This is a genomic window from Bradyrhizobium shewense (assembly GCF_900094605.1).
Classification (GTDB): Bacteria; Pseudomonadota; Alphaproteobacteria; order Rhizobiales; family Xanthobacteraceae; genus Bradyrhizobium; species Bradyrhizobium shewense.
The window spans coordinates 1-17,442 of record NZ_FMAI01000062.1 but is presented as its reverse complement, the minus strand read 5'-3'; the positions used below and the strand labels follow the sequence as shown (position 1 = coordinate 17,442).

Here is a 17,442-nt window from a genome sequence, read left to right as displayed (position 1 = left end):
CTTCCTTGCCGAAGTGCCTGAGCTTGGCGCGCTCAATCGCCGCCAGATCGCAAGCCTTGCCGGGCTTGCTCCCTTCGTCCGTCAGTCCGGCCGATGGAAAGGCCGGAGTAAGATCGGTGGCGGACGCACCGCCTTGCGGGCAGCTCTTTACATGGCCGCCCTGTCGGCCATCCGATGCCACACGCAGCTCAAGCTCTTCTATCGTCACCTCGTCAGCGCCGGTAAGCCGAAAATGGTCGCCCTCATCGCCGTGGCCCGCAAGCTCATCACCATCCTCAACGCCATGCTCAGGGATCGAAAACCATGGCAACCCGCTTGACAAAGAACACAGTCGCTGAGGTGCGAGCGAAGCGAGCCTCGAAGCATGAGCCGCAAGCACATCCTTCGAGGCTCCCCGCGCGACGCTACGCGCCGCACGTCTCGCACCTCAGGATGACGGCAGTGTGTGTGGCCGACTACGAGACGTAGCCCGGATGAGCGAAGCGATATCCGGGGCAGGCATCTTCCCGCATGTCGCTTCCGCCCTCGCTCGTTGAGCTACGGCGGACAAGTCGCCTCATGCGGGCCGCGAATTTATCCACTACAATCCCCCCCATGGAACAGAACAGTCTCTACGACCGCCCCGATCTATACGACTTGATGGCGCCGCCGGACCGGGTCCTTGAACGCTTCTATGTCGAGATCGCGCGCGAACGTGGCGGACGCGTCCTTGATCTTGCCTGTGGAAGCGGTCGCCTGACCATTCCGCTGGCCCAGGCAGGGCTTCAGGTCGTCGGGGGCGATTTGTCGGCGGAGATGCTGGCGCAGGCGCGGCGCCGCGCCGAGGTGCAGGCGGTCTCACTCGAACTGGTCCGATTGGACATGCGGGATTTCGATCTCGAGGGCCGCACCTTCGACACCATCATCGTCGCCATGAACTCGGTTCTGCATTTACATAGTCTCGACGACTTCAGAGGCTTCTTCCGATCGGCCGGCAGGCACCTGTCGCCGCAGGGCCGGCTGGTGTTCGACGCGTTCCTGCCCGACATCGCCATGCTCAACGCCGATCCCGGCAGGCGCGAGTTGATCGGCACGGTGGTTCATGATGAGCTTGGCGCGATCATGGTCGAAGAGACCGCGAGATACGACCCGCTCACCCAGGTCAGGCACGTGGATTGGTACTGGTCGAGCGAGATGGAGAAGGACTTTTGGCAAGTCGCCTTGCCGATGCGCAGCATCTTTCCGCAGGAGATGCCGTTGCTCGTGGCCTCGGGCGGCCTGCGCCTCATCGAGCGCTTCGGTGATTTCGACCGTAGCCCGTTGGCTGCGGGAAGCATGCGGCAGATATGCGTCTGCGCGCCTATGCCAGCGCCTTGACGTAAACCGCATAGGGCACGCCCAAAATATCCGGCGCGTCGCTCACTTTCGCAAATCCCATACGCAGATACATCGGCAGCGCGACCGTCATGATCTGCGTCGTATGCAAGGCGATGACCGGCGACCGGTCACGCTCGGCGCGGCGCAGGCATTCTTCGGTCAGTTGCCGGCCTACTCCCTTGCCGCGCGCGCAAGGGTCGACCACCAACATGCGGATGACCGGCCAGGCCGGATCGAAGAATTCCGGCTTTGGCGCTTGCGCGCCGACATAGGCGACGGCGCCGACGATTTCGCCGCCATCTTCCGCGACGATGATCTCGCCGGCCTTGGCTAGCTGCGGCATCTTCGCGACGTTGGCCGTGAACAGCGGCCAGTCGGAATAGTGCTGCTCGAATTCGGCGAAGGCGGCCAGAGCGACGCGGACGATCGCGTCGGCATCGGCTGGCTGATAGTCACGTAGCATCGGCGATACTCTCGCGCAGCTTGGCGCCCGTCAGCCGTCGCAGGCCGGGCCGCTCCGGCAGATTGTGCGGAGTCCTGACATTCCAGGCGAGTCCGACCGCTTCGAACGTCCGGATCAGCCACCAGCCGGGATCGACCTGTCCCGACAAGAGGCCCAGCTTTGCCGAGCCCGGATAGGCGTGATGATTGTTGTGCCAGTTCTCCCCCATGCTGATCAGCGCCGCGAGGCGGACATTGTAGCCCTGCGCGGCGACGCCATCGATGACCCAGACCTGGTCGCCCCTGGTGTGGGAGAAGTGGCCGACCAGCCAGTGTCCGGTCACGCATACGCTCACGCGAACGCAAATGCCCCAGACCAGCCAGTCCATCCCGCCAATCGCGAGGAAAAGCGCAGCCCACGGCAATTGTTGCAACATCCATGTGCGCTCCACCAAGGCGTAGAACCGGTCGTTGGCGAGCCGCGGCTCGAGCTCGAAGCCAGGTGGATGGCGCAGCACCAGCCAGCAATGCAATTGCCACCACGCATCACGCCAGAAACCGGCGCGATGGCAGGAATAGTCGTGGCGCTTCGGTTGGCGTTGCGCCCAGTCGCGAAAATCATGCAGGCGGATCATGCCGAGCGGGCCGGCCATGCCGACCAGCGTGCCGAGATAGACAAGGAGATGTTCGAGCCAGAGCGGGCAATCGAAGCTCGCATGGATCAGTTTGCGGTGCATACCGACCGAATGCCCGCAGCAGAGCGTGATTGCGCTGGTCGCAAGGAAGAGCGCGAAGGCCGACCATGAGAAGCAGACCGGTCCAAGGACGATTGCGGCTGCCGTCATGCCCGCGAGCCACAGCGATTTGCCCGGCGCCCATTGCACGCGTCCGTCCAGCGGATCGGTGTCTGGCGAGACGAAGATGCGTTCGGAGCCCGGTCGCGCGCCCATGGCTTGGTCTCTGGCAAAGTTCCGAAGCAGGCGTCGCCTCGGCGACGTGCAGCCTGCGGATACAACTGCGGCGTGTCAACGGGTGCGTTGGTATTTGCAATGTCGCAGAGGTGACATAGGCTGATCTCAGCCCGCGCCCATCAATCATAACAGACGGGCATCGAGGAAATATCCATGGAATCCATTCGCGTCTGCACCCATGCAGGGCCGGGCTCAGAGCCAGTCATCCGCACCGTGCCGTGGCCGAAGGTCGGCCGCAAGGCCGCGCTGATCAAGGTGGGCGCATGCGGGGTCTGCGGCACCGATCTGCATATCCTCAAGGGACATTGGCCGAAGCCGCTGCCCTGGCCGTTCACGCTCGGCCACGAGCTCGGTGGAATCATCGTCGAATGCGGCGACGAGTTCACCGAGGACTTCATGAGCAAGCCGCTCAAGGTCGGATCAAAGGTGATGATCCCGCCGCTGATGCCCTGCGGCCATTGCTATTACTGCATCCATTATCCGCAGACCGCGAACAAATGCCTGACGCCGGTCTATTACGGCCGCTATCTCGGCTTCGACAAGGCGCCGCACATGTGGGGCGGCTGGGCCGAATATGTCTATGTCGATCTCGACATGCTGCCGGGCACCAAGATCTACAAGTTGCCCGACGACATGTCGCTGCGGTTAGGGGCGCTGTCCGAGCCGCTGACCTCCTGCATCCGCGCCTTCAACCGCGCCAGCCGCGCCGGTGGTTTTTCCTGGGGCGACACGGTGGTGATCCAGGGCTCGGGCCCAATCGGCATTCTGGCGGTCGCGGCTGCGAAGGAGATGGGGGCAGGGCGCGTGATCTGCGTCGGTGCGCCCGAGGAGCCGCGGCTCAAGCTGGCGCGCGAGTTCGGCGCGGAGGCGACTGTGAACATCGAGGAGATCAAATCGCCGCAGGAGCGCATCGCGCGTGTGCGCGAGATCGTCGGCGGCTTCGGTGCTGATCTGGTGATGGACTGCTCGGGACACCCCACCGCAGGCCCCGAAGGCATCGAGATGCTGCGCGACGGCGGCACCTATGTCGAGATGGGCCAGTTCACCGACGCCGGCTCGATCGAGACCTCGTGGCACCGCATCTGCACCAAGGACCTCAACGTGCTGGGATCCTGGGGCTTCACCGGCAACGACCTGCCGCTCGGCGTCGACATGCTTTATCGCACGGCGGGCAAATATCCCTGGCTGAAGATGCAGACGATCTATCCGTTCACGGAGGAAGGCGTCGCGCAGGCGGTGAAGGACGCCATGGCGATGAAGACGGTGAAGTCGACCATCGTGCCGTGGCCGGAGCTGGTGGACTAGAAGATGCCATCGATCCCGCACGATCTCGCGGCGTTCCTGGTCGAGGCCAAACGGCGCACCTATGCCGGCCTCGACGACGACGCGACGGTGGCCGCGCCGCTGCTCGCCGGCTCCAAGCAGCTCGAGCATCGCGCGCCGCCTTATGCCTATCGCGATATCTATTTCGGCATGGGATTTTTCGTTGGGCAGGAGACGGTGTCGAAGGACGACCGCGTCATCTGGTCGATGAGCTACGGTGGTGGCGCCCGTGCGGAGATCACGGACCGGGAGACTTTCCTCGCGATCTACAAATTCCTGCGTCACGCGCTGCTGGGTGTGAGCGTCGCGCAGCCATACCGCGGACCGCCCCGGTTCGAACAGGCGGGGATGGTCTACCGCAACGAGGTCGAAGGCGCGCTCGATCGTTTTCATGGGGTCGAGACGATTGCGCAGCAGGATGGCACACAGCTCTACGAGCTGCGCTACTGTGGCGGTTTGCTGCGATAGTTTTGCGAGCTTGTAGCCCGGATGGAGCGCAGCGCAATCCGGGGACACCGGCCCCGCATTCCGCTTTGCTTCATGCGGGCTGCGAGCCGGAATTTGGAATAAAGGCCACGATGACAAACGATCAAATACCCGACCCACGCCAACGCCCACGCTCCCCCTTCAACGCCATCCGCGGGATCGACTACACCGTCATCTTCGTGCGCGACATGGCGGCAATGTGCCGCTTCTATGAGGATGTCCTCGCCTTTCCGCTGCTGCGCGAGCTGTCGCCGAACTGGATCGAGTACGGCCTGGGCGGCAACACGCTGGCGCTGGCGCGGCCGAGCCGGACCGCCGCCGATGCGCCAACGCCGCCGGGCAGTGCCTCGCTGCAACTGGCGTTCAAGGTCTCCGCGGCCGAGGTCGATGCATGCGCCGACGAACTCGTTCGGCAGGGCGTTGCGCTGGTGTCGCCGCCGACCAACCAGTCGTTCGGGCATCGCACGCTGTTCTTCCGCGACCCCGACGGCAATCTTCTGGAGATCTATGCCGAGATCTAGGGCGCGTACTCACAAATCGCTTGCTCCGACACCGCGAATACGCCCTCATCTGATCCCGCTGGCCGGCCAAAGGCGCCCCCCTCCACCGAGCGGGGGCGTCTTCCCCTCTTAATCCCTCAGCTTGCCGGATTGCGCGCCGTGACGATCCACGTCGCGCTGTTGATCGTCATCGACCGCTCGCCGGCGCGGCCCGCGAAGGCGGCACGAACCGCGGCCGAGGCGCGGGCGCGGATGTCGTCGGGCTGATCAACAAGCGCGCGCGACAGCGGGCCGACCTCGAGCGTCATCTTCACCGCGTTGTCGATCGCCGCGTCCCGCGTCGCGCCCTCGCCAAACGGGACGGAAACATCGAAGGGCGCGAGAGCAATATCGGTGAAGCCCGCCGCCGTCAGGATGCGAGCCACCCGCCCCCGGTCGCCGAACGAGAATGGACCGGGCGCTTCGGGATCAGGCGGCGCCATCGGCGGGACGATGCCTTTGATCGCGCCCATCGGCAGGCGCATCCAATCGTTCTCGGCCACGCCACGCCAGCAAACGAACGCGACCCGCCCGCCCGGCTTGAGCGCGCGGCGCATACGCGCGAACGCCCCTGTCGGATCGGCGAAGAACATCACTCCGAAACGCGAGAACAGGATGTCGAACGCCCCCTGGGGCAGCTCGCCGCTGCTGGCGTCGGCCACGCGGAACAGGGCCGGCGTATCCTGTGGCGCAAGCGCGCGCGCGCGGGCGATCAGCGGTTCGGATATGTCCACGCCCAGCACCTGGCCCCCCGCGCCGACGCGGGCGGCGAGAGCCAGAGTTGACGCGCCCGTGCCGCAGCCGACATCCAGCACGCGCTCGCCCGCCGCGGGCGCTGCGGCTTCGATCGCGGCCTGGCCGAACACCGCCAGCCTGGCGTCGAGCTGGGCCTGGTGGGCGACCCAGCGTTCCCCGCTTTGGCCATTCCAGTCGGTGACCCGATCGGCATTGTGCTCTGCCATGACATATCCTTGTTCTGATGCGTTCTTGACGAAGCGATCCGTTGCCAAAGCGCGCTTCGTCTCCAGCGGCCCGCCTCCACTAGTGATAAGGCGCCGTGCGCTGATGGCGGCATCACACGAGTGATCCGCGTTAGCTCACGATTGGGCCAGCCGCAGCTTCATCCAAACCAGCACGAGCTTGGATAGCGAGGCTTCGTTCTGCAGCCTGCGAGTCGAAGTATTCCTCAATCGAATAAACCTTGCCCCATCGCAACTTGAAGACGTGGACACCCCTGTTCACATACGAGCTTTGGCCGTCAAGTAGCCTCGCGTTGGCCCGCCACTTGACGAACACTGTGGTATTCCATGGCCAACCCGTCACCTCGACCTGCTCAATATCTATGTGAAGCTTCGGGAAAACACGGCCCATGCGCTCGAACCACTGCTTCACCGATTGCTTTCCATGTCGCTCACCCCCCAACGCATGATTTCCGGCAACCCAGTGATACGCGTTTGGTGTTAGGCCCTTTGCAGCATCATCCCAACGCTGGTTGTTGACATGATCGAAGCTCCTGCGGATCTCTTTTTTGACAATTAGACTGTAGACCATTGATGCCACCTGTTGTTGGATAGACGGCTCTGCAAGACGGATGGATACTTTCCAGATACTGAAAGCTGCTCCGGGTAACGACGGCGATCCGTTGGGAAAGCTGGCCGACGGGCGGCCCCGCAGGCGGCAGCGGCGGAATAGTCAGAGCCAGCGGCGAACCTCGGCCTTGTAGCGGCGGTAGTCCTCGCCGAACTTCGCTTCGAGATAGCGCTCCTCGCGGGCGATCACCTGCGTCTGGATCGCGATTAGCACCAACGGGAGCAAGGCGAAGGCGATCGGCCCGTCGAAGCCGATCGCAAGGCCGGCATAGATAAGCGCCATGCCGAGATACATGGGATTGCGGGTCCACCGATAAGGGCCGGTTGTTGCGATGAGGGTCGTTGGCTGCGACGGCGGAACGTTGGTGCCCATCCGCCGGAACAGCCCCGCCGCCGCAAGCATCATCGCCGCGCCGGCGACGAACAGCAGCGCGCCGGTCGCGACCAGCAACCGCCTGTCAATGCCGAAAGAGGGCAGGGTGACGAACCGCTCCGCCGCCAGCCCCAACAGCAGCGCTCCCACATAGACGAAGGGCGGAGGGAAGCGCACATCCGCGCTGTCCGGTTCGACGGCCATGCTCATCTCCCATCTGTGCTCTCAAACCACCATCGACTGCTGGGCGAAGATACCCGCCATCGCGCCCTGCGATGATGCCTGGGTGACCGAGGGCAAGAAGGGCGTGGCGAGGTCGCCGGCGGCGTAGATGCCGGGCATGCTGGTTTGGCGGCGCTCGTCGACCTTGAGGACGATGCCGGCGGGCGTCGGCACGGTGGCGAGGCCCAGTGATTCATGCAGGCTTGCGGACGGCTTGGTGCGCGGATTGGCGAACAGGATGTCGACTGCGACTTTGCGGCCGGTATCGAGATTGACGGTGGCGATATGGCCCTCGTGATGGGCGATCTCGACGATCCGGCCATCGACGACAGGTACGTTGCGGCGCGCCAGATCGGCCTGGATATCGGGCGGAATGTCGTGACCATCGGCGAAGAGCGTCAACTTGTCGGTCCAATCGTGGAACAGCCTGACCTGATTGTGCGACTGCGGACTGGACCAGACGAGGCCCCAATGCTGGCCGGCGACTTCAAAGCCGTCGCAATAGGGGCAGGGCACGATCGACGTGCCCCAGCTTTCGGCAAAGCCCGGAACATCAGGCATCTGGTCGGCGACGCCATAGCTCAGGATCAGGCGCCGCGCCCCAAGGCTTTCGCCATCGGACGTGAGGACCTTGAAATCGTCGATGGCGCCGGAGACACTTTCGGCCCGGGCACTGACCAGCTTGATCGCGGGATAACGCGCCAGCTGCTGCCGGGCCTCGGCCAGGATATCCAGCGGCGGCTTGTGATCGTGACCGAGCAGGCCATGCGAGTGGCCGGCGAAGCGGTTGCGTGGCAGACCGGTATCGAGAACAGTGACCTTGCGGCGGGCACGGCCGAGCTGCAGAGCGCCGGCGAGACCAGCAAAGCTGCCGCCGATGATGATGACGTCTTCCATGGTGATGGGCTCCGTGTTGTGGATGGAGGGAGACGGGTCGGGCTTGGCGGTGGCCTGAGCGCGGGCGAGGCCGATGGTAGAAAGCGCAGCCAACTGCAGCAGGGCTCGTCGTTGCATCGAAGAAGTCACCCTACCCATTGGCTTGCACATTTCAGATACTTCATGGTATCGTAACTCAAGAATTAGAATACTGTCAAGTACTGGAATTATCGTGACCGAAAACAGCCAGGGCCGGCGCGGCCGGCCCGCCAACGAGGCGCTTGGCCAAACGATCGTCGACGCCGCGCGGGAACTCTTTTTGGAATTGGGTTTTCAGGCGACGACCTTGGACAAGGTCGCCCAGCGAGCGAAGATATCCAAGCTCAGCATCTACAGGCACTTCGACAACAAGGAGGCGCTGTTCGGCGCGGCCATGGCGGCCGGCTGCCAGCAGTTGTTTGCACCACAGTCCCTTCTTGAAGGCGTCGACGGTCCGGTCGAAGACCAGCTCATGGCGGTGGGATCATTGCTCCTTCGCACGCTGTTGAGATCGGACGTCCGCAGTGTCGAAGCCATGGTCATGGCCGACAAGACGAGTCAAAACGCGTTAAGCAAGCTCCATTTTGAAGCCGGCCCCGCCCATGTTGTCGCCCAAATCGAGGCCCTGTTGCGTCAGTTGCACGCGAAGGGGCTTCTGAACGTGCCCGATCCTCTCCGGTCCGCCCGCTTGTTTGCCGCGCTTTTCAAAGGATCCGATCTCCTGATGATCGCACGCTTCGATCAGGCGAAAGCAGAGGACGACAACGAAATCGAATCCTATTGCCGGTCGGCCGTCGCCATGTTCATCGCCGCGCACCGTGGCAACGACCACGCGGGCGGAGATTTGCCTGCCTCAAGGTCAAAAAACAAAATTTGAAGCGTGCGTGACTGAATCGGCCAGCAGGTCAAGGCAGGCCAGCCGATCATGAAAATTGACGAGTCGGCCGCACGGTCCGACTAACGTCCGCTTTGAATCATTCTCGACGGACTCAACGAGGGCTGTCGGTTAGCTGAAGCTCCCAGAGAGCGCCGAGCCAGGCCAGAAGCGTTGCGCTTGGACCGCCCCCCATGATTCAAACCCCAAACTGGGGGGACGAATCATGCGCTACGAACTCGCCGACTATGAATGGCTTGCCATCAAGCCGATGCTGCCAAACAAGCCTCGTGGCGTTCCTCGGGTAAACGACCGACGTGTTTTAAGCGGCATCTTCTAGGTCCTGCGATCCGGGGCACCTTGGCGCGATCTGCCGGATCATTTTGGCCCTTACACGACCTGCTATAACCGTTTCGTCCGTTGGCGGCGGGCTGGTGTCTGGGGCCGCATCATAGACGCACTTGCCACTGCTCATGATGCCGCTGTCCAGATGATCGACACATCTATTGTCCGCGTGCACCAGCATGGAGCCTGCGTTACGAGAAACCAGCGCCAATCGATGGGCGGGTCACGCGGCGGCTTGACGAGCAAAAATTCATGCGGTGGTCGATAGCAATGGTCTGCCGGTACGGCTGGCGCTGAGCCCCGGTGAGGCGCACGACGTTCGACTAGCCGGAAAACTGCTGTCTCGTCTGAAATCCGGGGCAATGTTACTCGCCGACCGTGGCTATGACGCCGACTGGATCAGAGAACTTGCGATGAAGAAGGGCGCGTGGGCCAACATCCCGCCAAAGAGCAATCGCAGCGATCCGATCTGCTTTAGCCCTTATCTCTACCGTGCTCGCAACTAGGTCGAGCGGTTCTTCAACAGGATCAAGCAATGTTGTCGTGTGGCGACACGCTACGACAGGCTTGCCGCCAACTACCTTGCCTTCGTTCAACTCACTTCAATCAGGCTGTGGCTGCGCCTTAATGAGTCCGCGTCCTAGCCCAGTTGCCGCGTCCGTCGCCCGAAAAGTTCCACCGGTAATCCCCGAGTTATTCACGCCGCGGTGAAACTTAGGTCCAGGTTGCGGCTTTCAGTTCCCAGGAGAGCGATCGTGAAGCGAATCCTGAAACCCTTCACTTACGTGCTGGCTGCCATCTACTTCGTGGTGGATGCGGTCTTCATGGCCGTGGCGCGGCCAATAGCGCGCTGGATCGGACGGCATTTCGAATTCAGGCGATTGCGCGTCTGGATCAGGGGGCTCCCACCTTATCCGTCGCTCGCCCTGTTTTCGGTGCCCGTGATCATTCTGGAGCCGGTCAAGCCGGTGGCGGCCTACCTTGCCGCAACCGGTCAAATCGTGAGCGGCGCCGTGACTTTGATCGCCGGTGAACTGCTCAAGCTCGTGCTGGTCGAGCGCCTGTTTCATCTCACGCGCGACAAGCTGATGCGGATTCCTGCGTTCGCCTGGGCATACGGAAAATACGCCGCGGCGAAGGCGTGGCTGCAGGCGACCGAAGCCTGGCGCGCCATCCGCACCTTGAGCGGCGCGGCGAAGGACGCGGTGGCCCGGGCGAGGGCCAAGCTGGTCGGCAGTTTCAGCAAGCTGGCGACCTCCAGGGATTAGACCCGCGCCGGGAGAATTGCCCTCTACGTAAGCTTGCGCGCCGCGGCGGTCGCCTTGTCGCCCGTGTTCGGCGTGCCGGTCGCCTCGATGAGCAGGAGATGAACCTCCTCGCGCGCCACCGGGCGATGTTCGACACCTTTGGGCACGACATAGAGCTCGCCGGGACCGAGCGTCACCGTGCGATCCCGCAATTCGATGTCCAGATTGCCCTTCAGGACCAGAAAGAAGTCGTCGGTATCGTCGTGCTTGTGCCAGGTGAACTCACCCTTCACCTTCACCACCATCACGTCGCAATCATTGAAGGTCGTGATGGTGCGCGGAGACCAGAGGTCCTCAAAGGTCGCGAGCTTGTCGGCGAGCGATATTTTGTCGGCCATGTTTCCCCCGTGCTTCTCATGTGAGAAACGATTTGGTATCGGATGGCCGGTGCGGCAAGACCGTATCCATTGACCGATCGAGGTGGCGGTAAAAATCCTCCGCAACCTCTAAGCGCGGTTCTCTGCGCGAAGCCATGCATCATAGGCATGGTGATTTCCGGGCACTTGGCGTAAAGAGCGCCCAGATCAAATCAGCGTGCGGCCGGGCCGTTTGCCGCGCATGCAGCTCAGGCCCCTCGGCTCACCGTTTGCGCGCCTGAATTAACCAAGGTTCTCCATCCCGTGTCTTTTCCGGCCCTGACCCCGCCGCTCGCCCGCGCTTTGGCCGAGCGGAACTACGATTCGCCAACCCCCGTTCAGCTCGCCGTGCTCGCGGACGAAGCCGCCGGCCGCGACCTCCTGGTTTCGGCCCAGACCGGCTCCGGCAAGACCCTCGCTTATGGCCTCGCCATGGCCAAGGATCTGCTTGGCGATGCCGAGCGGTTCGAGCGGGCGGCCGCTCCGCTCGCCTTGATCGTGGCGCCGACCCGCGAGCTCGCGATGCAGGTTCAGCGTGAGCTCGCCTGGATCTACCAGCATGCGGAGACGCGCGTCGTCTCCTGCGTCGGCGGCATGGATCCGCGCCGCGAGCAGCGCGAGCTTGCCGCGGGTGCTCACATCGTCGTCGGTACGCCCGGCCGGTTGTGCGATCATTTGCGCCGCGGCCGTCTCGACATTTCGGAATTGAAAGCGGTCGTCCTTGACGAGGCCGACGAGATGCTCAATCTCGGCTTTCGCGAGGACATGGAGTTCATCCTCGAGACCACGCCGGAGACGCGCCGCACCCTGCTGTTCTCGGCAACGTTCCCGCGCGGCATCGTCGCGCTGGCCAAGCAGTATCAGCAGCAGGCGTTCCGGATCGAGGTCGCCGGCGACGAAGGCGGTCATGCCGATATCGAGTACCGCGCCATCCGGATCGCGCCCGCCGATGCCGAGCATGCGGTCGTCAACGTGCTGCGCTTCTACGAGGCGCCGAGCGCGCTGGTGTTTTGCAGCACGCGCGATCACGTCAGGCATTTGCAGGCGGCGCTCCTGGAGCGCGGATTTTCCGTCGTCGCTCTGTCGGGTGAATTGACGCAGAACGAGCGGACCATGGCGTTGCAGTCGCTGCGTGACGGCCGCGCGCGCGTTTGCGTCGCGACCGACGTTGCCGCCCGCGGCATCGACCTGCCGAGCCTCGACCTCGTCATTCATGCCGACCTGCCCAATGATGCCGAGGTGATGCAGCACCGCTCGGGCCGAACCGGGCGCGCCGGACGCAAGGGGACCAGCGTCCTGCTGGTGCCGCCCGCCCGGCGGCGTCGCGCGGAGCTGCTGCTCAATCTCGCAGGTGTCGATGCCGACTGGGGCACGGCGCCGCAGGCGGACGAAATCCGCAAGCTCGACCATGAGCGCATGAAGGACGTGCTGTTCACCGAGGAGACGACGGCGGACGATCTGGTACTGGCCCAGGCGCTGCTGGCCGAGCGATCGGCCGAGGATATCGCAGCAGCCTTGGCGCGGCTTTATCGCGCGCGGCTGCCGTCGCCCGAAGACATCCTCGATCCCGGCGAGCGCAGCGGCCGGCCGCGCGATGATCGCGGTCGGGAAAATGTTCGCACGCCGCGCGACGATGGCCGCACCTCACGCGGCGATGATCGCCCTGCGGGGCCGCGATCGAAATCAGGCAAATCCTCGCCGCGTCACGGCATGGGAGAGGCCAGCGTCTGGTTCCGCGCCAACATCGGACGACGCAAGAATGCGGAAGCGCGCTGGCTGCTGCCGATGATCTGCCGTCGCGGCGGCATCGACAAGGGCGATATCGGCGCCATCAAGATCATGGACACCACGACCGAGTTCGAGATTTCCGAGCGGGTCGCGGAGTCCTTCGCCGTCAAGATCAAGCGTCCGGACAAGGAAGACAATATCCGCCTTGAGCCGATGGCGGGCGCGCCACAGCAACAGGCGCCTTCGGAAGAGCGGTCACACCCGCCTCGGCGCGAGAGCCGCGACAGCGATCATCGTGAACGTCGCGACGATCGTCCGCGCGACAAGAGCGAGTTCAAGCCGCGCGGCAAGCCTCAAGGCGAGCGCGGGCCGAAATTCGACGATGCTCCGTCTTTCGGCAAGAAGAAGCACAAGAACAAGCCGGGTCACGCAGAGCCGTCGGTCACGCCGTGGCCCGCGAAGGGCGCGCCTGGAAAGAAGCCGAAAAAGAAAAAGCATCGCGGCTGACCGGCGCCGTTCAGCGCAGACGACAATGATGCCGCCGGGTTGCACCGGCGACATCACTGAAAAGTCGGGTGTGAGCTCAGCGGCCACCGCCGCCGCCGCCACCACCACCACCGCCTCCGCCGCCACCACCGCCGCCGGCATCGCGCATCGACGAGCTGTAGCGCGGGTCGGTCTGCTTCATGTAGGTCGGCGAGGTATCGCGGACGGGAATGACGCTGCTGCGGGAGCGGCCGGGGTTCGGCTGCTCGAACACGATGCCACAGCCTTCGAAAAAGGCGAACTGGCAACCATCGGTTCGGTGGGGCGCCGCGTTGGCGCTGGTCGCGGCGAACGCGCTCGTCGCAACGCATGCAATCAAGGCAATCTTCGACAACGTGAGCTTCATGGATACTCTCCAGCCTCGGTTCGGCGAGACCGGAACGGCTCGCACACACCTTCGACGGAGCGCCACCTGACCCGGTTCGAGGGCGCGGCTTCACGCCCCCGTGAGCCGGCTGGCCGGCGAGGGACATTACGCCGCGGTAAGGTCGCGCAGCATGTACGTCGAGCCTTCGCCATAGGATGCCAGCTTTGCGCGCAGTGCCGCGTCCGCCGTGACGGGCCGAAAGCCGAGACGTTGCCACAGCGGCCGCGTGGTATAGACCGAGACCAGTGCGAGCGTTGCGATGCCTGACGCACGCGCCAGCTGCTCGACATCGGCAACATAGGGGCGCACGACGCCGCCGCGAAAATCGGGCAGGACCGCAACATCATGGACGTAGAGGCAATCCGCATCGTCAGGCAGTCGTGCGAGCAAGCCGTCGAGCGGCGGGATCCGGTGTTGCTTCCAGGGATGCGCGAGTCCGTAGCCGGCGATCTCATCGCCGGCGATCAGCACGCGGCATCCGTCGGGATAGAGCCGCATCTTCTCCGCGAGCACTTCGGGGCTTTCAGGAAGAGCAGGATGAATCCGCGCCGCGATCGCGCTGATCGCGGGCAGGTCGGATGCGTGGGCGGGACGCCAATGCGGCTTGCTCATGTCTTTCCGTCGTTCCGTCTCGGTTGATCCAGTTTATTCCGCAGCATCGGCGCCCGCAGCGAAAAATATCTTTGCCGCCATCTCAGGAATACGACGCCTCCCGCGGCGTCCTACCCATGCAAGCCAATTGCATGACAGGAGATATCATGACGTCCTCGATCCGCCTCGCGCTCTCGCTGGCACTCTCGCTCGCGATCGTTCCCGCCGCCTTGGCCGCACCGCCGACCAAGACCGGCAAGTCCGACAAGGGCAACGTGCTCACCGATGCCAAGGGCATGACGCTCTACACCTTCGACAAGGACGCGGACGGCAAGTCCGCCTGCAACGGTCCATGCGCGACGAACTGGCCGGTGCTGAAGGCCGAGGCGAGCGATGCAGCGGGCGACGGCTACACCATCATCACGCGCGACGACGGCTCGAAGCAGTGGGCCTACAAGGGCAAGCCGCTCTACACCTTCGCCAAGGACCAGAAGCCCGGCGACGTCACCGGCGACGGCTTCTTGAACGGCGCCTGGCATCTGGCGATGCCGTAACGGCGCATCTATCTCGGATATTCGAGCTGCATCGCGACGAAATCGGCCGTGCGCGACCCGTAGCGCGCGTCGATGGCGGATAGCGTCTGGTCCAGCGCTGGCGCCGGCGGCATGTCGACGGCGGCCGGCGGCGTTAGCGATGCCGGCCAGTCGGCCGCGATGTTGTCCGGCAGGATGCGGAGACCGCCACGGCTCATCTGCGGCTCTGCCGTGGCAGCGAAGGTGAGGGCGCGCAAGCGATAGGTGCGCGACCACGCATCGGCGATTAGCGCCAGCGAGACCTCGTCGATGCCTGGCGTCAGCGCGGTTCCGAGTTGCTCGCGGTTCCAGAATGCGAGCGTGTTGGCGATTGCCGTCAAAGCGAACGGGCGTGTGAACTGGAACGCCGCGCTGCGATGGCGCGCATTCCACTCCGCAAGACCGATGTCGCGGGCGACCGCCTCGGCCCTGGCGCGGCCGGCGATGGCCTCGACCAGGGTCAGGGCCATCGGCATGGACGCGGTGATGCCGGTCGTCGTCGCGACGCCGCGATCGACCACCAGCCTGCGGTCCGCGACATAGCGGATCGCGGAATGCTTCTGCAGATCGCGCACCGAATACCAGTGCGTGGTGGCCTGCCGGCCGTCGAGCAGTCCGGTGTTGGCAACGACCTTGGCGCCGACGCAGACGCCGACGATGATCGCGCCCTTACTGGCCTGGCTTCTGATCCATTGCACCACCACGGCATCGTCTTCGCGGCTCATCGCGGGCACGATCACGTAGTCGGCGCCATCGGGATGCGCCGCGTCGAACTCGGCGATGGTCGCATGCGGCTGCACTTTCAGCGCGGGATAGAGCGTGACGGGTCCGGGCTGCGTCGCCAATGTGAGGACGTCGGCGACATCGGCGCGCGCGAGGATGCCGTAGGGCATCAGATAGTCGGTCGTCTCGCTCATGTCGTTGATGCCGACGATGGCGATCAGCGGGCGTTTGCGCTTCGGCGGCTTCAGCGCCGCAAGCGTCGCCTCGGTCTCCTCCTTGGATATCGCGGGCGCGGTTCCCTGAGCCGGCGCGCCAGGCAGCAGGAACAGCCAGGTTCCGCCGATTGCCGCCAGCAGCGCCACGCAGCCGAGGCCGCTCAACGCCAGAACGCGCCATGTCATGATGATGTCACCCGAACCTCGTGCTTCACGCGAGGCGGAAGCTAACCCTTGGCGACGACATCAGGAATGACGCAGATCCGGCAAAAACGGCCATCCGCATGCGCGAGACTATCTCAGCCCCTCATACACCATCAGCCCGCGTGCGATCTGCAATTTGCGGATCGCGCGCGGCAGCAGCTTCTCCGGCTGGTGCAGATAGCGCCAGGAGGTGAGGGTGAAGGTTGAAAGCGCGCCGCATTCGTCGTCGAACGGCGCGAGCACGCCTGTTACGCTCACCGGCGTGTGCGGGCGGGCGTTGAAGGGCAGCAGCAACAGCTCGAGATAGGCCTTGCTGCCGTCCTCGCGCGCGGCCGTGACGCCGGCGATCGCACCTAACGCCTCGTCGGCGACGATTGTCGTGATCTCCTCGATCTCGCCGCGGCTCGCGGCCGTGAACAGCGCCGCAAAGCTCTGGTCCTTGAGGTCACACCCCGCGAGAGCGCAGACGCGCGTGCCCGCGACGCGGAAGGGAAAGCCGAGATTGGGCTCGCAGGAGAGGACAAAAATGTCGCCGAGCAGGCCGCGGACCGCGGCCGGATCGATGTCGGCCCTGTCGGGAGCCCGTGCGGCGCCGCGCTTCTTGTCCCAATACGCGAAGAACGCGCGGCTCGACGGATGTTTCATGTCTGAACGCTTATCCCGGGGTGCAACCTCGAAGGGACAAAGCTGTCCCGCTTCAGTGCACCCGCGATCCCTTGTGATGTTGTGCAGGAGGGGATTTGCAGCGTCCATGCCGGGAGAGCGTTTTCGCCCCCGTTAAGGCAGTCTTTGCGTTGTTAACGTTAAATTAACTATGGCCTTTGCCCCTCGCGCGGCGCTGCTATGGTGATCGCAGTCGCAAGCCTCGCCGCTTTCATCCAGGTTCTCGGCGGGGCCTGTACACAGGGCGTCAAACAGTTTGGTCACGGGCCGCGGGGAGGGGTGGGGATACACCTTCATTCCTCCGGCACCGGAAGGCCGACACGGACAGGCAGGGCTTCCCAGGGCCCTGCCTTTTCCTTTTTCAGCGATTAGGCTTCGTGCCCCGGACGCAGCGCAGCACTTCTTCAGTGATGCGCTGCAGAGCCGGGGCCCACGCAGCAGCGAGTGCTTGGCTTCTGGGTCCCTGTGTCTTGGAAGTCTGTCAGGATGGGGTTGGGCGGGAAGCCGTTGGGTCCTTGGCGCTTGACGCCGTGAGCCGGCTCGGTCTCCCGCCCGTTCCATTACCAACCTGAACAGTTGCACGAGGCTGCGCCAACAGACCTCGCATCACAGGGACAGGCACCGTGATCATACCCGCTCGTTGCGTCGGAATCGACGTCTCCAAACAACACCTCGATATCTTCGATGACGGTTTAGGCGTGCCGGAGCGCATCGCCAACGCGCCGCAGGCCATCAC

The 17,442-nt window shown here is 64.1% G+C and carries 20 protein-coding genes and 1 pseudogene; 10 read left to right on the top strand and 11 right to left on the bottom strand.

Annotation, left to right across the window (positions count from 1 at the left end):
* Both GA0061098_RS42335 and GA0061098_RS42330 read left to right on the top strand, forming a co-directional pair.
* Window positions 1-319 (top strand): transposase (locus GA0061098_RS42335; RefSeq protein ID WP_129591113.1); only part of this gene is annotated, 319 nt, incomplete at its 5' end.
* A gap of 239 nt (window positions 320-558) precedes the next feature.
* Window positions 559-1,356 (top strand): class I SAM-dependent methyltransferase, encoded by a 798-nt coding sequence (locus GA0061098_RS42330; protein WP_165637967.1) that lies wholly within the window; start codon window positions 559-561, stop codon window positions 1,354-1,356.
* Here the strand turns inward: GA0061098_RS42330 and GA0061098_RS42325 are convergent.
* Together GA0061098_RS42325 and GA0061098_RS42320 are read right to left on the bottom strand one after the other, a co-directional pair.
* Complete coding sequence (locus tag GA0061098_RS42325) at window positions 1,340-1,819, bottom strand: GNAT family N-acetyltransferase (RefSeq protein ID WP_091967873.1); 480 nt, start codon at window positions 1,817-1,819, stop codon at window positions 1,340-1,342. The genes GA0061098_RS42330 and GA0061098_RS42325 overlap by 17 nt on opposite strands.
* A complete protein-coding gene (locus GA0061098_RS42320; RefSeq protein WP_091967870.1) occupies window positions 1,809-2,747 on the bottom strand; it encodes an acyl-CoA desaturase in 939 nt (312 codons plus the stop codon). The genes GA0061098_RS42325 and GA0061098_RS42320 overlap by 11 nt, the downstream gene beginning before the upstream one ends.
* A gap of 174 nt (window positions 2,748-2,921) precedes the next feature.
* Between GA0061098_RS42320 and GA0061098_RS42315 the strand changes: the two genes are divergently transcribed.
* From GA0061098_RS42315 to GA0061098_RS42305, 3 genes are all read left to right on the top strand, one after another.
* A complete protein-coding gene (locus GA0061098_RS42315) occupies window positions 2,922-4,073 on the top strand; it encodes a zinc-binding dehydrogenase (protein WP_091967867.1) in 1,152 nt (383 codons plus the stop codon).
* Window positions 4,074-4,076: 3 nt separating this feature from the next.
* A complete protein-coding gene (locus GA0061098_RS42310; RefSeq protein WP_091967864.1) occupies window positions 4,077-4,559 on the top strand; it encodes a DUF5680 domain-containing protein in 483 nt (160 codons plus the stop codon).
* Window positions 4,560-4,669: 110 nt separating this feature from the next.
* The gene (locus GA0061098_RS42305; RefSeq protein ID WP_091967861.1) at window positions 4,670-5,098 is read left to right on the top strand and encodes a VOC family protein; all 429 of its coding nucleotides are present in this window, start codon (window positions 4,670-4,672) and stop codon (window positions 5,096-5,098) included.
* 116 nt (window positions 5,099-5,214) lie between these two features.
* Here the strand turns inward: GA0061098_RS42305 and GA0061098_RS42300 are convergent, their stop codons facing one another.
* The 4 genes from GA0061098_RS42300 to GA0061098_RS42285 all read right to left on the bottom strand — a co-directional run bounded on the left by GA0061098_RS42300 (window position 5,215) and on the right by GA0061098_RS42285 (window position 8,197).
* On the bottom strand, window positions 5,215-6,078 hold the full coding sequence (locus tag GA0061098_RS42300; RefSeq protein WP_091967859.1) for a class I SAM-dependent methyltransferase: 864 nt from the start codon (window positions 6,076-6,078) through the stop codon (window positions 5,215-5,217).
* 130 nt (window positions 6,079-6,208) lie between these two features.
* Window positions 6,209-6,667 carry a nuclear transport factor 2 family protein gene (locus tag GA0061098_RS42295; RefSeq protein ID WP_018322129.1) on the bottom strand — a complete coding sequence of 153 codons (459 nt, stop codon included), beginning with the start codon at window positions 6,665-6,667 and terminating at the stop codon, window positions 6,209-6,211.
* A 141-nt stretch (window positions 6,668-6,808) separates the two neighbouring features.
* A complete protein-coding gene (locus GA0061098_RS42290) occupies window positions 6,809-7,282 on the bottom strand; it encodes a methyltransferase family protein (protein ID WP_091967883.1) in 474 nt (157 codons plus the stop codon).
* A 21-nt stretch (window positions 7,283-7,303) separates the two neighbouring features.
* Window positions 7,304-8,197 carry an NAD(P)/FAD-dependent oxidoreductase gene (locus tag GA0061098_RS42285; protein WP_165637969.1) on the bottom strand — a complete coding sequence of 298 codons (894 nt, stop codon included), beginning with the start codon at window positions 8,195-8,197 and terminating at the stop codon, window positions 7,304-7,306.
* 211 nt (window positions 8,198-8,408) lie between these two features.
* On the opposite strand from GA0061098_RS42285, the gene GA0061098_RS42280 reads away from it, so the two are divergent.
* The 3 genes and pseudogenes from GA0061098_RS42280 (at window position 8,409) to GA0061098_RS42270 (ending at window position 10,702) form a co-directional block, all read left to right on the top strand.
* Window positions 8,409-9,092 carry a TetR/AcrR family transcriptional regulator gene (locus GA0061098_RS42280; protein ID WP_091967853.1) on the top strand — a complete coding sequence of 228 codons (684 nt, stop codon included), beginning with the start codon at window positions 8,409-8,411 and terminating at the stop codon, window positions 9,090-9,092.
* Window positions 9,093-9,315: 223 nt separating this feature from the next.
* Window positions 9,316-10,078, top strand: a pseudogene (locus GA0061098_RS45520) (IS5 family transposase).
* Window positions 10,079-10,189: 111 nt separating this feature from the next.
* Complete coding sequence (locus GA0061098_RS42270; RefSeq protein ID WP_091967848.1) at window positions 10,190-10,702, top strand: hypothetical protein; 513 nt, start codon at window positions 10,190-10,192, stop codon at window positions 10,700-10,702.
* A 23-nt stretch (window positions 10,703-10,725) separates the two neighbouring features.
* Here GA0061098_RS42270 and GA0061098_RS42265 read toward each other — a convergent pair whose 3' ends face one another.
* Complete coding sequence (locus tag GA0061098_RS42265) at window positions 10,726-11,079, bottom strand: cupin domain-containing protein (protein ID WP_091967845.1); 354 nt, start codon at window positions 11,077-11,079, stop codon at window positions 10,726-10,728.
* 282 nt (window positions 11,080-11,361) lie between these two features.
* Here GA0061098_RS42265 and GA0061098_RS42260 point away from each other — a divergent pair, with 282 nt between their 5' ends.
* Window positions 11,362-13,332 carry a DEAD/DEAH box helicase gene (locus GA0061098_RS42260; RefSeq protein WP_091967842.1) on the top strand — a complete coding sequence of 657 codons (1,971 nt, stop codon included), beginning with the start codon at window positions 11,362-11,364 and terminating at the stop codon, window positions 13,330-13,332.
* Window positions 13,333-13,408: 76 nt separating this feature from the next.
* Here the strand turns inward: GA0061098_RS42260 and GA0061098_RS42255 are convergent, their stop codons facing one another.
* Entirely contained in the window at window positions 13,409-13,717 is a 309-nt protein-coding gene (locus GA0061098_RS42255) for a hypothetical protein (protein WP_091967839.1), read from the bottom strand.
* A 126-nt stretch (window positions 13,718-13,843) separates the two neighbouring features.
* On the bottom strand, window positions 13,844-14,350 hold the full coding sequence (locus tag GA0061098_RS42250; protein ID WP_091967836.1) for a GNAT family N-acetyltransferase: 507 nt from the start codon (window positions 14,348-14,350) through the stop codon (window positions 13,844-13,846).
* Window positions 14,351-14,496: 146 nt separating this feature from the next.
* Here GA0061098_RS42250 and GA0061098_RS42245 point away from each other — a divergent pair, with 146 nt between their 5' ends.
* The gene (locus GA0061098_RS42245) at window positions 14,497-14,883 is read left to right on the top strand and encodes a COG4315 family predicted lipoprotein (protein ID WP_201759665.1); all 387 of its coding nucleotides are present in this window, start codon (window positions 14,497-14,499) and stop codon (window positions 14,881-14,883) included.
* Window positions 14,884-14,891: 8 nt separating this feature from the next.
* Here the strand turns inward: GA0061098_RS42245 and GA0061098_RS42240 are convergent, their stop codons facing one another.
* Window positions 14,892-16,025, bottom strand: a complete 1,134-nt coding sequence (locus tag GA0061098_RS42240) for a DJ-1/PfpI family protein (protein ID WP_091967833.1) — start codon at window positions 16,023-16,025, stop codon at window positions 14,892-14,894.
* A 108-nt stretch (window positions 16,026-16,133) separates the two neighbouring features.
* A complete protein-coding gene (locus tag GA0061098_RS42235) occupies window positions 16,134-16,688 on the bottom strand; it encodes a PAS domain-containing protein (protein WP_091967830.1) in 555 nt (184 codons plus the stop codon).
* Window positions 16,689-17,442: the final 754 nt, after the last annotated feature.

Bases quoted from the DNA above. Each gene is read 5' to 3' on its own strand.
- GA0061098_RS42255 (WP_091967839.1), bottom strand. From the start codon at position 13,717: ATGAAGCTCACGTTGTCGAAGATTGCCTTGATTGCATGCGTTGCGACG.
- GA0061098_RS42240 (WP_091967833.1), bottom strand. From the start codon at position 16,025: ATGACATGGCGCGTTCTGGCGTTGAGCGGCCTCGGCTGCGTGGCGCTG.
- GA0061098_RS42325 (WP_091967873.1), bottom strand. From the start codon at position 1,819: ATGCTACGTGACTATCAGCCAGCCGATGCCGACGCGATCGTCCGCGTC.
- GA0061098_RS42285 (WP_165637969.1), bottom strand. From the start codon at position 8,197: ATGGAAGACGTCATCATCATCGGCGGCAGCTTTGCTGGTCTCGCCGGC.
- GA0061098_RS42295 (WP_018322129.1), bottom strand. From the start codon at position 6,667: ATGGTCTACAGTCTAATTGTCAAAAAAGAGATCCGCAGGAGCTTCGAT.
- GA0061098_RS42245 (WP_201759665.1), top strand. From the start codon at position 14,497: ATGACGTCCTCGATCCGCCTCGCGCTCTCGCTGGCACTCTCGCTCGCG.
- GA0061098_RS42250 (WP_091967836.1), bottom strand. From the start codon at position 14,350: ATGAGCAAGCCGCATTGGCGTCCCGCCCACGCATCCGACCTGCCCGCG.
- GA0061098_RS42330 (WP_165637967.1), top strand. From the start codon at position 559: ATGCGGGCCGCGAATTTATCCACTACAATCCCCCCCATGGAACAGAAC.
- GA0061098_RS42305 (WP_091967861.1), top strand. From the start codon at position 4,670: ATGACAAACGATCAAATACCCGACCCACGCCAACGCCCACGCTCCCCC.
- GA0061098_RS42290 (WP_091967883.1), bottom strand. From the start codon at position 7,282: ATGGCCGTCGAACCGGACAGCGCGGATGTGCGCTTCCCTCCGCCCTTC.
- GA0061098_RS42320 (WP_091967870.1), bottom strand. From the start codon at position 2,747: ATGGGCGCGCGACCGGGCTCCGAACGCATCTTCGTCTCGCCAGACACC.
- GA0061098_RS42235 (WP_091967830.1), bottom strand. From the start codon at position 16,688: ATGAAACATCCGTCGAGCCGCGCGTTCTTCGCGTATTGGGACAAGAAG.
- GA0061098_RS42300 (WP_091967859.1), bottom strand. From the start codon at position 6,078: ATGGCAGAGCACAATGCCGATCGGGTCACCGACTGGAATGGCCAAAGC.
- GA0061098_RS42310 (WP_091967864.1), top strand. From the start codon at position 4,077: ATGCCATCGATCCCGCACGATCTCGCGGCGTTCCTGGTCGAGGCCAAA.
- GA0061098_RS42315 (WP_091967867.1), top strand. From the start codon at position 2,922: ATGGAATCCATTCGCGTCTGCACCCATGCAGGGCCGGGCTCAGAGCCA.
- GA0061098_RS42265 (WP_091967845.1), bottom strand. From the start codon at position 11,079: ATGGCCGACAAAATATCGCTCGCCGACAAGCTCGCGACCTTTGAGGAC.